This window comes from Lysinibacillus sp. FSL R5-0849 (assembly GCF_038595075.1).
GTDB classification, from domain to species: domain Bacteria; phylum Bacillota; class Bacilli; order Bacillales_A; family Planococcaceae; genus Lysinibacillus; species Lysinibacillus fusiformis.
In genome coordinates, this window is sequence record NZ_CP152004.1 from 2,774,560 (window position 1) to 2,787,885 (window position 13,326).

13 protein-coding genes are annotated in these 13,326 nt (G+C 37.5%); 3 read left to right on the top strand and 10 right to left on the bottom strand.

From position 1 onward, the window contains the following. Positions 1-108 precede the first annotated feature (108 nt). From MKY80_RS13625 to MKY80_RS13650, 6 genes are all read right to left on the bottom strand, one after another. Entirely contained in the window at positions 109-648 is a 540-nt protein-coding gene (locus MKY80_RS13625; RefSeq protein ID WP_089986347.1) for a flavodoxin family protein, read from the bottom strand. A gap of 233 nt (positions 649-881) precedes the next feature. Continuing rightward, positions 882-1,982, bottom strand: coding sequence for an alpha/beta hydrolase (locus tag MKY80_RS13630; protein WP_008180993.1), 1,101 nt, complete (start codon positions 1,980-1,982; stop codon positions 882-884). Positions 1,983-2,093: 111 nt separating this feature from the next. Next, complete coding sequence (locus MKY80_RS13635; RefSeq protein WP_090002616.1) at positions 2,094-3,491, bottom strand: right-handed parallel beta-helix repeat-containing protein; 1,398 nt, start codon at positions 3,489-3,491, stop codon at positions 2,094-2,096. A gap of 48 nt (positions 3,492-3,539) precedes the next feature. Continuing rightward, positions 3,540-4,157 (bottom strand): DUF2306 domain-containing protein, encoded by a 618-nt coding sequence (locus tag MKY80_RS13640; protein WP_043990775.1) that lies wholly within the window; start codon positions 4,155-4,157, stop codon positions 3,540-3,542. 201 nt (positions 4,158-4,358) lie between these two features. Next, entirely contained in the window at positions 4,359-6,104 is a 1,746-nt protein-coding gene (gene ade / locus MKY80_RS13645) for an adenine deaminase (RefSeq protein WP_089986344.1), read from the bottom strand. Positions 6,105-6,199: 95 nt separating this feature from the next. Then, a complete protein-coding gene (locus tag MKY80_RS13650) occupies positions 6,200-6,622 on the bottom strand; it encodes a pyridoxamine 5'-phosphate oxidase family protein (RefSeq protein WP_089986343.1) in 423 nt (140 codons plus the stop codon). Between the two features lie 163 nt (positions 6,623-6,785). Here MKY80_RS13650 and MKY80_RS13655 point away from each other — a divergent pair, with 163 nt between their 5' ends. Next, complete coding sequence (locus MKY80_RS13655; protein ID WP_008181003.1) at positions 6,786-7,412, top strand: membrane protein; 627 nt, start codon at positions 6,786-6,788, stop codon at positions 7,410-7,412. A gap of 84 nt (positions 7,413-7,496) precedes the next feature. Here MKY80_RS13655 and MKY80_RS13660 read toward each other — a convergent pair whose 3' ends face one another. Together MKY80_RS13660 and MKY80_RS13665 are read right to left on the bottom strand one after the other, a co-directional pair. After that, on the bottom strand, positions 7,497-8,132 hold the full coding sequence (locus tag MKY80_RS13660; protein WP_036148871.1) for a 50S ribosomal protein L25/general stress protein Ctc: 636 nt from the start codon (positions 8,130-8,132) through the stop codon (positions 7,497-7,499). Between the two features lie 139 nt (positions 8,133-8,271). Continuing rightward, entirely contained in the window at positions 8,272-8,973 is a 702-nt protein-coding gene (locus tag MKY80_RS13665; protein WP_008181008.1) for a YjjG family noncanonical pyrimidine nucleotidase, read from the bottom strand. 275 nt (positions 8,974-9,248) lie between these two features. Between MKY80_RS13665 and yfkAB the strand changes: the two genes are divergently transcribed. Next, the gene (yfkAB, locus tag MKY80_RS13670) at positions 9,249-10,361 is read left to right on the top strand and encodes a radical SAM/CxCxxxxC motif protein YfkAB (protein ID WP_089986342.1); all 1,113 of its coding nucleotides are present in this window, start codon (positions 9,249-9,251) and stop codon (positions 10,359-10,361) included. 391 nt (positions 10,362-10,752) lie between these two features. On the opposite strand, the gene MKY80_RS13675 is transcribed toward yfkAB, so the two are convergent. Both MKY80_RS13675 and MKY80_RS13680 read right to left on the bottom strand, forming a co-directional pair. Next, positions 10,753-11,745: an LLM class flavin-dependent oxidoreductase gene (locus tag MKY80_RS13675; protein ID WP_008181014.1), complete on the bottom strand. Its 993-nt coding sequence runs from the start codon at positions 11,743-11,745 to the stop codon at positions 10,753-10,755. Between the two features lie 76 nt (positions 11,746-11,821). After that, positions 11,822-12,247: a hypothetical protein gene (locus MKY80_RS13680; RefSeq protein WP_043990776.1), complete on the bottom strand. Its 426-nt coding sequence runs from the start codon at positions 12,245-12,247 to the stop codon at positions 11,822-11,824. A gap of 202 nt (positions 12,248-12,449) precedes the next feature. Between MKY80_RS13680 and MKY80_RS13685 the strand changes: the two genes are divergently transcribed. Next, entirely contained in the window at positions 12,450-13,217 is a 768-nt protein-coding gene (locus MKY80_RS13685; RefSeq protein ID WP_089986340.1) for a TSUP family transporter, read from the top strand. Positions 13,218-13,326: the final 109 nt, after the last annotated feature.

Sequence of the window (13,326 nt, forward strand, 5' to 3'; positions counted from 1 at the left end):
CAGTTTACACTAGCTTAGCAAAAATAAATAACTTTTCAACCAAACGAGGTCCATTAAACAGAAAAGGATTTGGAAACTTTATCGTCCAAATCCTTTTTTAATCTCATGCTATTGCAGTTCTTTTCTAAGACATTCGGCTGCTGACATCGCTTTTAAATCTTGAACTATATCTCCTGGTTTATTTCCTTCTCCTAAAATATATCCTTCAAATGATGTCCCCATAAAGTCAAAGATGTGTTGAAACTGCTGGATCATTGGTAGCCCTTTTATATAGGGCATATCACCACCAACTGCAATGACATACGCTTTTTTAGAAGACATATTGTCCTTGAAATTGGGGTAATTTGAATCTCTTAAAGTTTGTGACCAACGATCAATAAAGTTTTTCATCGGCCCTGTCATGCTATACCAATAAATAGGTGTAGAAAATAGTAGAATATCATGCGGAAGTATACGTTCAATGATGGAATTATAATCATCATTGACTGTAGAAAAACCCTCCTCTGTATGGCGTTTATCTATTATAGGTAGAATTGAATAATCCTTTAGATAAATTTCTTCAACTTTTAAATCTTGAGTGACTAATTTTGTTAACGTTTCTGCATTGCCATTCGGACGATTTCCACCATAAATAACGGCTATTGACATGTTGGTGATCCCTTCTTCCTTAAAGTTTTCTAGTATTATTCCCGAATAGTTATATCTTATTATGATTTCACAAATCGATAAAGATGATTATTTCGATAAAATGAATCGAAAAAATCGATTATAGAGAAGTGACTAGCATGGGAAATACATCATGAAAAATTTCAGAAAAAGGATTTTTTTAATGGGATAAATGGCTATCCTCTTGAATGATTCTTCATGATTAGACCTCCACATTATACAGAATCAAAAATTTTCTTTACCCATTCAAGATACTCACGCATATAGTATTGCTGCTTAAAGCCATGATTCTGACCTTCTGCTACAATCACAGTGACATCCGCATCTGCATTTCGTGCGGACTGAATATATTCCTGAGGTCCTTTTACCCCAACTGCTGAATCCTTTGTTCCATAAGCAATAAATTGAGGGATATGAGCCGTTCTGAAATGCTTGGATAAATCAGTCTTAAGCAAAAGCTCTTCTCGTTCTTCTGGATCTCTAACCACTTTATCATCAAAAGATGCAAAGAGCATTGGGATATTATAGCGGTACGTCAATGCAGGGTAAATCATAGCTGCAGATGCTACTTGGTCATCAACTGCATCGATAGCATCAAGCTGATAATTTTTTGGAAGCCGTTTTTCTCCCTGAATGAGATTAATAAAACTTCCTGTTTGAAAACCACCTGCACTAAAGCCTATCAATCCAATTTTATTAGGATGTATACCATAATCATTTGCATGATAACGTAGATAACGGACAGCACGCTGCACATCTAATTGGGGAATGGGCCATTCATAGGGATTGGAACGATAGTGTAGAACGAACGCGTTGATACCTGCCTTATTTAATGATTCAGCGATATCTTTTCCTTCAGTAGTGCCGCCATCCATTTCCTTAAAGCCATAGCCACCACCTGGAATCACAATGACCGCACTATCACTGTTTGACACCGTATATGGAATCAAATATGGCTCATCCTCATAGGTAGACTTTTCATAGCCTCCCTCTATTTCATGGACATATGTAAACGTATCAATGGCAGCCTCATTATTTTGATAGTCTTCTCCTACAATATTGCCGATAAATTTAAATGTAGCCAGCAGTCTATTAGGATTGCCTTTAATATTCATATCGTCTAGCTTGCTTCCAGAATGATTACCTGCAACTTCTTCTCCCCAAATTTCAACCTTACGTTCAATATCGGCAACTGGCTTACCTGGTTTATTGCCAAATGGATTAATCTCAAGAAAAGCATAACCAAACCCTATGATCAAAACCAATATAGCTAGCAATATTCCCACAAACTTGGCTGTTTTCTTCATTATTTTCATAATCACTAACCTCCGTAAGTAGTGAAAAAAGTTTGACGAGCATCTACGAATTACCCAAAGATGATTTTATTGACAACTCAAGCATCTTTTTAGCCTTAGCCTTCGTATTTTTTACTTCACTATATGTTCTGCAGGTGAATCTTTTTCAAGTCTAAAATCAAATTTGTCCATGTTTTTATATTGAGGATCTAGATAACTAGATGTCGCATCACTATTAGAAGCGATTTTAAACTTTTTAAACGAATCATATTCGGTATCCTTCCATATCCAAATACCATCCTCCCCTTTTTCTTGATGAAACACATTCCTCGCCAATTTATTATTTTTATTACTAGTAAAATAGTTAGCTATAAATATTCGAGATGATCCAGCTGTTAGTATATTTTTTTCGATTACATTATTTTGAGTATCATACTGTAATAAAAGCTGTCCTCCATTTAATTCCATCGTATCATTACGGTAAATAATATTGTGTGAGATAATCGAATTTTTCGTCCCTCCTCTTTCTTCATCATACCCACCAATCGATATTCCTGTGAAAAAATTATTATATACTGTATTATTTAGTACTTTTATATTATCTGCATACTTATTTGCATGTTCAGATGTTACTTCAATTCCGATATCATTCTTATAAAGAGTATTGTTCTCAATCGTTATATTCTTTCCACCATCGACATATATCCCCCCAGCAGAATAATTCTCGCCATATGCTGGATTACCATAGGAGGAAATTTCATAAACTTGATTATTTTTTACAACACCGTTTCGTACATAGTCCAATTTTTTATCATTTGAAATTCCTTCAAACCCAATCAGATCAATTCCGATATTATTGCTTCGACGAACTACATTATTTTCTATTGTAAATCCATCAATGTTTCCATTCAGGACCATCGATTCACTTGCTCCTACTATTAAATCTTCCACTTTATTACCTACAATATTTATATCTCTCATTGAACCTGTTCCATAGACAGCGATACCATGGCCATTTCCATCCTCGGCAAAGGTTTTTATTCTTTTCACATGATTATTCGCTACGGTAATATGGCTACTGGAGCCTGTTACATAGATTCCCATCACTGTTTCATCTTGTTGTTCCGTCGTTAAATCCTGGATAGTGAATCCACTAATGGTAATGTAATTTTTATTCTTTATCGTTACAAGAGTTGCATCATCGTCAGTATTTTCCATCGACTCTCCACTAAGAATAACTTCTTCATTTTCATACGCCTTGAAAATAACGGGGTTTAATTTTGTACCACTATGTATAACAGAAAGCTTTTCCTTATAAATGCCTTTCCGTATCAATACGGTTGTCCCTGCTTCCGCTTCTAATGCCGCCTTTTTTAGTGTTCGGTATGGGCTTAATTTTGTACCATTATTGGAATCATTTCCATTGCTGTCTACAAATATTGTCCTATCCTGTTTTGTTTCTGTATCATTCGTCGTTAAAACGATCATCACAGCAGCTATAATCAAAAAAAATAAAATCCATTTTTTCATATATTCTCCCTTTTCACGATAATTTCTAAAATCGTTTTTGAAACGACGTTAAATGGTCGATTTTCTAATCACAATCTCTGCCAATACTAAATTAATCATAAAGGCTAACCACGCTCCTAACGAATACGAAAATCCATATGAAAGACCCGCTACATATTGAAATATCGTCACAAGTATGTAAATAGTTAGATTGGCAAACGTTAAGAAAAAGCTTCTTAGCATCCAGCTCCGATGACGATGAACTTGTCCTTTTCTTATAAAGCGATAACCGTTTATCGTCGTAAGCAACCAGAGTGTATTTAAAATGAGAAAACCAATCGTACTCCATATACCCCCATTTGCGTAGAGAGCTACATAATATCCTGGAAGTATATTAAATACAATCACCATTACGTAGATTCGACCATTCCAGCGGTGTAGATGAGGGTTTTTCATTCTCATCGCTCTCGAAAGACCTAATGGCCCAGTAATTAAAGCAATAATGGCTAAAGCGATATGTAGTTGGATCATGACAATCCATAATTTTTCATTCGGAAGTTCTATTTCCTTGTTCGAAAGAAATGTCGAAAATGTCGGATCGACCATGAAATTTTTAGATGTTGTATGTAGAATCCACATTACAGCTATCACCGATAAACTAATGACTAAGCCTTTTCTACTTCTCATGTCCTGCTTCCTCTCTGTTTGTAAAGTGCCCTTTAGATACACTAGTGTCCGATCAAAATGGTACATCTGTCTATCTCAAAGTATCTATAAACAGTCTATCATTAAGGACTCTTCTTCCGATACTAATCATTCACCTTTGTTACTAGACAATTTTAAGCAAAAAAACGACCTAATCGCTCTCCGCAACTAGGTCGTTTTTTTCTATGCTTCCACTGCTATATGCTGGAAGGTTGTTACATCAAATAACCCTGTATCTGTTAATTTTAAAGCAGGAATTACTGGTAATGCTACAAAAGAGAATGTCAGTAGAAAATGAAAATCTAAAGTTGGGTTGAGCTTCTGTAAAGCACCGTGTAAGCCAGCTAGCTGTTCCTTCGCCTGCTGTGCTGGTACATCTGTCATTAAGCCCCCAATTGTTAAAGGCATCTCTGCGAGAATTTCACCGTCTGCTACAATAACGAAGCCACCTTGGATTTCCTGAATGCGGGAAAGTGCCAGAACCATATCCTCATCATTTGTGCCTACAACAAGAGCATTATGTGAATCATGGGCTACTGTAGTAGCTACTGCGCCTTTTTGTAACCCAAATCCCTTCACTATGCCTAAGCCTGTCGTATGCAATTGATGATGGCGTTCGATAACCGCTAATTTCAGTAAATCTTCCTCTACCGATGGGACAAATACGCCGTCTTTCACAGGTACATCTATGACTAAATGATTGGTAATTAGCTGATTCGGCACAATTTCCATTACATTCGCCTTCGTTCCCTTGGTGAATGATAATTGTAGTCTATCCTTTGTGATGCTTGGTAAATGAACAGAGTGATGAATATGGGCAGGAACTATTGTCTCCTGACGATTTGTCAGCATGTTGCCATTTTCAGCAACTTTATGACCATTCTTCCAAACTGCTTTTGCCTGCATCGTCGATAAATCATCTATACACACAAAATCAGCTTTATAGCCTGGTGCCAGTACCCCTCGATCAAATAAACGATAGCATTCTGCTGTGTTCACGGTTGCTAGCTGGATTGCCTGCAATGGTGTCATCCCCTCCTCTATTGCCATCGCAACATCGTAATTGATGCTACCTTCATCAATCAGCTCATCCACATATTTATCATCCGTACAAAAACCAAAGCGACGTGCAGTGTGTGGCTGAACGGCCGGTAATAAATCACGTAAATTTTTCGCTGCTGATCCCTCTCGAATAAGGACATACATCCCCTGCTCTACACGGTCAATGGCTTCTTCGGCTGTCACACATTCATGATCCGTCTGAATACCTGCAGCCCGATAGCCTGTAATTTGCTCACTTTGTAAGCCCGCACAATGCCCATCAATAACTAGATTTGCTTCCTTTGATAATAAAATTTTTTGAAGCATTCCCTCTTCTCCATTTAACACGGCTGGGAAATCCATAACCTCCGCTAAGCCAAGAACTTGTTCATGGTGCAGAAATGGCTCCAAATCTTGGGCTGTTAATGTTGCGCCAGCGTTTTCAAACTGTGTCCCTGGTACACTTGAAGGAAGCATTACAAAAATATCCATATCAGCTTTTTGTGCATCTTCCAGCATAAATTGGATTCCTTCTGCTCCTGCTACGTTTGCGATCTCATGTGGATCTGTAATCACGGTTGTAATACCATGAGGAATTAAGACACGACTAAATTCCCCCGGTGTTAGCATCGAAGATTCAATATGTATATGGCCATCTATTAATCCAGGAATGACGTAGCTCCCCGCTGCATCCTCTACCACTTTTGCATGAAATCTGTTGTTAGTATCCAGTGCCACAATCATGCCATTCTTCACAACAATGTCCGCTTTCTTCCACGTTAATGTAAAGACATCGGCAACTTGTGCATTTTTAAGAATAAAATCTGCCTCTAATTTACCTTGAGATGATAAAATATTTTGCGTTAATTGTTGTAATTTTGTTGTCATAGCCTATACTCCTTTTTCTTTTAAGAACTATCATGCCTGAAAGTTGTCTATCATTGCAACTATTAATCGTCAAGTCAGTAAAAAACGACCATTGTTTAATGGTCGCTCGAAAATTCTAGCTCTTTTGGTGGTTGTCCTTTTTTATTCATCAAACGCATACGAATAGGTTCAATTTTTAAGGTCACCATTTCATCCTGATTGCCAATAAAAATATTCGTGAAAATTTCTGCAATTTTATTTTTGATTCCTTCTTCGTGTACTTCCGTGAGCTTGCCCTCTATCTCCACATAGGAATCACCAAAGCCTCCATTTTCATAGCCATATAAAATATGGGTATATGGATTTTGACGGAGCTCCTCCATTTTCTCAGAATGCTTATTTGTCACAGTATATAACACAAAATCCTCATGCTGGAACGTCATATAGCGCGAATAAGGTTTCCCGTTTTCTACAGTAGCCATTGTTCCAATTTTTTCACGGTTCAAAACTTCTAAAATTTCTTCGCGTACAGAAGTCATTTCATCTCATCCTTTCTTCTATACCTATATTTTGCCCTCTCCACCTAAAGCTAAACTGTTTTTTTTGAAAAATGTGAAATGACAAACTTCGGACAAATTGAAAATCTCTTGTTATAATAATTGGATGGACAACAGGAATTTACGGATGAATGAGGGTTAAAAAATGAAACAAGCTTTTTTTACGCGCTGTTTATTTTTCATAACAGGCATTATCGTGCTATCTTTTGGCATCACATTAACCATTAAAGGGCAGCTTTTTGGCGTAGGCTCTTGGGATGTTTTACATATTGGCTTAACCAAAACACTCGGGCTAACAATCGGTTCATGGTCCATCATTTTAGGACTGGCTATTTTAGCGTTTGATATGCTAATAACAAAAAAATTCCCATTGCCAGGAACTTTTATCGATATGTTTTTAGCTGGCATCTTCATTGATATTTTTAATTATTGGCTACCTGATATCGATGGCTTTTGGATGCAACTTGTTTCTTACCTAACAGGGTTAGTATTACTAGGCTGGGGCTGCGGTATGTATATGGTGGCTAATTTAGGAATTGGTCCTCGTGATACCTTAATGCTAATGATGGTTCATAAACTTGGCTGGAGCGTCACACGTTCCCGTACAACCATGGAAGTTACGGTCGCTGTACTCGGCTTCTTACTTGGCGGTCCTATCGGCATTGGTACGGTGATTATGGCCTTTGGACTTGGACCAATTGTACAATTTGCCTTAACTTATAACGAAAAATTATTTATGAGATGGACGGGCGTGAAAAGCGCCGTCATTTAAGCTTTATGACAATGCAAAGAATGCATTGTCTTTTTTTAGGGAAATAACAAGGAGCCATGTTGGGAAATGGCTCCTTGTTTCACGCTATGCTTCTGGCTCAGACGTATTTTGCCCTGTCGCTTCAATCACTTCAGGCGTGTCGTCCACAGTGTCGTCTTCTTGAACATTTTCAGCAGATGGCGGTGTAATCGTCACCAGTGTATAGTCATCTTCTTGTAAAATTTCAAATGAAAATTGTTGACGTATATCTCCTACGTATAGGGACGTCCCAATTGCTACATTCGTGACATCGATTTCGATTGTTTCGGGAATTTCTGTTGGCTTCACTTTAATACGAACCTCACGATTAGGTTGTAAGAGGAAGCCTCCATCTGCTACTCCGATGGCATCACCGATTACGGTTACTGGAATTTCTACTTCCAGCTCTTCTGACATATTGATCGATTTAAAATCAACATGTTTAATATTCCCCTTTAAAGCACAGCGCTGAACTTCTGATAAAACAGCATTAATACGCTTTCCATCAACATCTAATTGAAAAACACTTTTTGTACCATGCGCTGCAAGTAATTTAGCAAATACTCTTGCGTCTAATGTAATGGCTGTTGATTCCATTTGAAAGCCATAGACAACACCTGGGATGGCACCGTTTTGTCGAAGTTGTGTTAATGAGGATTGACGTCCTTTTTGGCGTTTATTGGCTGTTAAAACCGTATTCATCGAATATTTCCCCTTTCATGGAAACTAGTCTCATAAATGGTTTTGCCCTTTCCTCGGTTTTTTATACCTGCATGACCTGTACTGAGCAAAAAGAAAGCACCTCTCTGTCTAAAAAACAAAGAAGGTGCCTGATGATTACTTATAGTGCTACTTTTTGATTCAGTAAGTCATGTAAGTCCTGCAATTTTTTAATTTCATAATGCGGTTCAATGCCACTTGTGTTTTCAACATTGCGGATATTAAACCAACAAGTATCGATACCGGACTGTAAACCACCCTTTATATCGGATGTCAAAGAATCGCCAATAATTAACGCTTTTTCTTTATCAAAATTATCAATTCGTTCAAACACATAATCGAAAAAGTCGGGCATAGGCTTTTGATAGCCTGTTTGCTCCGAAATAAAAATGCCTTTAAAATATTGCGCTAAATTCGCATCCACAAGACGTTTATTTTGTGTAACGGTTACCCCATTCGATACGACATATAAATGATAATGATTGGCTAGCTGAGCGATTACCTCATAAGCACCCTCAACATAATGGTGGGCCTCACGTAAATATTTTTGGAAAAGTGATTCAAAATAGGTCCCATCAACTTCTATGCCAAATTCCTTTAAAGCAATCGAAAAACGGGTATTATGTAATGTATTTTTCGTTACTTCTCCACGCTCAAAAGCTCGCCACATCGACTCATTAATTTCTTTGTAACGTGCAATCATCTCGGAAGTAACTACTATGTTTTCTTCTTTAAACATGCGGTCAAGTGCAGCATTTTCAGCCAAATCAAAATCTAGTAACGTATCATCCACGTCAAATAATAATATTTCATATTTCGTCATGTCCGTACCTACTTTCTATGATGCATTGTGCTATTTTCTCTATCCATGATAACGTTTTTTTAGAAAAATAACAGTAAAACCACCTTTTTCAGAATAGTAGGACTTGTAGGCGCTTTATCTTCATCCATTTCAGTGTTATTGGATTTGCGAGCATTTTCCTTTATTGGGTAAAAAAATGTTCATCTAATCCTAAAATAGCCCTTTCAGTAATTTCATATTTGAAATTATCGATGAATATGAGACAATAGAATGCTAGAAAGGAAGATGTACGAAAGATGACGACCTTACAAAAAATAACGCCTATCTTTGATCCATGGGAAGCGTATTTAGATGTTGAACAACATGGACAAATGACTCTATCCAATATTGAATTTACAACAACTAACCTTTGTAATATGCGTTGTGCACACTGTGCAGTCGGCTATACATTACAAAATAAAGACCCTGAGGCATTGCCAATAGATTTAATTTTACGTCGCTTAGACGAAATACCTCATTTAAAAACACTTAGTATTACAGGTGGAGAACCGATGATGAGTAAAAAGTCGGTACAAAATTATGTGTTGCCACTTTTGAAATATGCTCATGAACGAGGTGTACGCACACAAATTAACTCTAATTTAACATTGGAGCCGGCACGATACTTATTAATTGCCCCGTATTTAGATGTTTTGCATATTTCACATAACTGGGGTACTATCGATGAATTCGTTGAAACAGGCTTTGCCATGATGGAGCGCAAGCCTACCTATGACCAACGTGCAGCTCTGTTCCAACGTATGATTGATAACTCAAAAATGCTTGCGGAACACGGTGTCATGGTTTCAGCCGAAACCATGCTAAACAAAAAAACTTTACCATACTTAGATCATATTCATAACCAAATCATCCATGAAATGAAATGTGCACGTCATGAGGTGCATCCTATGTACCCATCAGATTTTGCTAGTGCCCTGACATCCCTTTCACTAGAGGAAACACGTGAAGCGATCCATCATCTACTAGATATTCGTGATGACAATACATGGATGTTATTCGGAACACTTCCATTTTACCCTTGCAGTACGAATGAGGAAGATCGACGATTACTTCAACGTCTTCGTACAGCGAAAAATGTCACAATGCGTAATGACCCAGATGGCCGTTCACGTTTGAATATCAACATTTTTACGGGCGATGTCATCGTTACTGATTTCGGTGATACACCAGCTCTAGGTAACATTGTACATGACAAGCTTCCAGCTGTGTTTGATAAATGGATGGCAACTGATCTGGCTAAATCACTCAATTGTCATTGTCCAGCTGTTAAATGCCTTGGCCCTAACGTTTTAGTAAAAAATATGTATTATCAAGATCAAGCGTTTGTTAGTGGCTCTGGCCGCGTTTAAGCGACTTATAACTAAAGAAACTCCTTTTGAAGAATCTGTATCAAAATGGAGTTTTTTTTTATTGTTTAAAAAAATTTCTCAACAATGTATAAAAAATATGTCGTGGTCTATACTATTAAAGATTTCACTTCAAATCCTATGACTAGGAGGGTTAACCCGATGAGTGCGATTGATCGATAACTCAAAAGGACCATCAAAGCTGAGTAAAGTACAGTTCTTAGGAATATCTTAAGATTCTATGCGGAAGCGAGGCAGTGTGTCATGGAGTATTTAATGTAAGTGGTAATCGAACCCGGAAATTTATTTCCGGGTTTTTCTATTTTATGTATGGTAAAAAGCAGTCAAGCCCAATAAAAATCACCTCGAAGCGTAACAACGAGGTGATTTTGTTCTATAATAATTCCTTCGCTAGGAATTTATAGGTATTTAAACGACTTGCTAATTCATATTGATTACAGTTCAGCATGACTTCATCAAAGCCATAGTGTTCTTGTTCTTTCACTAAAAATGCGGCAATATCCTTTGGTGTGCCGACAAGATTTGCTTTGCGATTATTGGCGATTGTCATTTTATCCATTTCTGTTAATGGATAATCCTTTGCTTCTTCGGGTGATATAGTTTGAATAATTTGCCCCTTCATCAGCTGAAGACGAGAAATATCGATTGGTTTTGCCAAGTATTCCGCTTCCTCTAAAGTAGGAGCCACCGTCGCCGCATAGGTCACAATGATTTGTGGTTTTTCCATATAATAAGAAGGCGTAAAATAGGCTTTATAGGCATCAAAAATATCCTTCGACATATTGCCTGTGAAAAATTGGGCATAGGAATAACCAACACCTAGCTGTCCTGCCTGCATCGCACTTTGACCACTTGAACCTAGTAGCCACGCCTCAGGTAATGTAATATGAACCGGTGCCGCAACGACTTGATCATAGACATGTTCACCCGTTTTTTGATTATTCATCAGCTTTAAAATAATTTCAAGCTTATCATATTGCTCAGTGAAGCGTTGTCTTCTTCCTTCTGCAAGCGCATAAATAGAGGCATGATCACCACCTGGCGCTCTCCCCACTCCGAAATCAATTCGATGAGGTGCTAATCCTGACAATGTTTTAAAAACCTCTGCAATCTTATATGGTGAATAATGCATCATCATGACGCCACCCGTCCCAATGCGAAGTCGCTTCGTTTTCGCAGCTAAAAAAGCAGCGGTTACTTCGGGAGCTGAACTTGCCAGCGACTGACTATTATGGTGTTCAGCTAGCCACATACGATGATAACCGAGTTCTTCCCCTAATAAAGCTAGTTGTTCTGTACGTTGGAAGGCTTCCTCTGCCGAATGACCTTTTGGTATAGGCATTTGATCTAAAATACTTAACTTCATTCAAAACATCCTCTCTGTCTGTAAGCTCCCCCTTTTAACTGTAATATAGTTCTGCTTATTTACAAAGCAAAAAACCTTACTCATAAGCTAGTTGTTTCATTTCCCATGTTTGATAGACCATGCCGACGAGTTTCTGTTTTTGTTCAGCATTTAGAACTTTTTCATTAAATTTCATCGCACGAAGGGAAAATTGCGTTGTTTGTTCGTCAACGACGAATTGTAAAATAGCATGTCCTTTTTCATCTTGAAACGTAATATCACCTGATAATTCTACAACTTGCTCCCCTGTTTTCGCTTGATAATATCGCCAATATGGTTCAAAGAATGCATAGTTAAATGCATTACGAACCGTGACATCAGAAAAATTTTCCAAATAACCTTCTTTGACAATATCAATATACTCATGATCTGTTATATCTTTTTTAGCATTAAAGACATATCCAACAAGCATCCCCATAAACACGACACAGAGAAATACACGTATATGATTTGCTAAACTCATGTCATCACGTCCCCTTTACGTAAAAACACCACCATTTACATAATACATCAAATTTCTAACTCCAAGTAGAAAATATTTGATTATTGTAGAAATTTTACGAAAACTCATTATACAAGCTCCGCAAAATTATAGAAAGAGTATTTACAGCCCAACCTCAGTTCGCTACTATCAGATTATTATGATAGAAAAGAGATGACCTGTTGTGCCATTTGATTTAGATTTAAATATTTTAGTCATTCTTATCGTTTTTGGTTTTTTAGCCGCATTCATTGATTCAGTTGTTGGCGGCGGTGGACTTATTTCTTTACCAGCCCTTATGTTTGTAGGTCTCCCACCTTCTAGCGCTGTAGCAACCAATAAATTAGCAGGTACAATGGGATCACTTACAAGTACTTTGACATTTTATCGCTCTGGCAAGCTTGATATTAAAGCGGTCTATAAGCTATTTCCATTTGTCTTTTTCGGATCAATGCTTGGAGCTTGGGTTGTCCACTTAATGGATCCTAGTGTCCTGAAGCCGCTCATGCTGTTTATGCTGGCTGCCGTAGCTATCTATACGATCTTTAAAAAGGATTGGGGAAGCATCACTACCTTTAAAAAGTTAACACCAAAACGTTATTTATTTTTTGTAGTAGTAATTACTGGCATTGGTTTTTATGATGGTTTTTTAGGTCCTGGTACAGGTTCATTTTTATTATTTGCCTTTCTCATGGTCGGTTTTGATTTTTTACAATCTGCAGGTAATGCGAAATTTTTAAATTTCGGTAGTAATGTTGCAGCCCTTCTTATGTTTATATACTTAGGGCAAATTAATTATGCCTATGGTTTACCAATGGGGCTTGCGCAAATTGCTGGGGCCATTGTGGGCTCCAAATTTGCGATTAAACGTGGCAGCGGTTATGTACGTAAGTTATTTATCGTTGTGACCATTCTATTACTCTTGAAAAATACATATGACTATTTCTCATAATCATCTGTTATGCTGACGTATGCCAACAATATAGAAGGCTAAAACTTATCTCATATTGGGGTAAGTTTTTTTAATGGCTTTCAACTTTTTCCCTCATTTCGTACGTCTA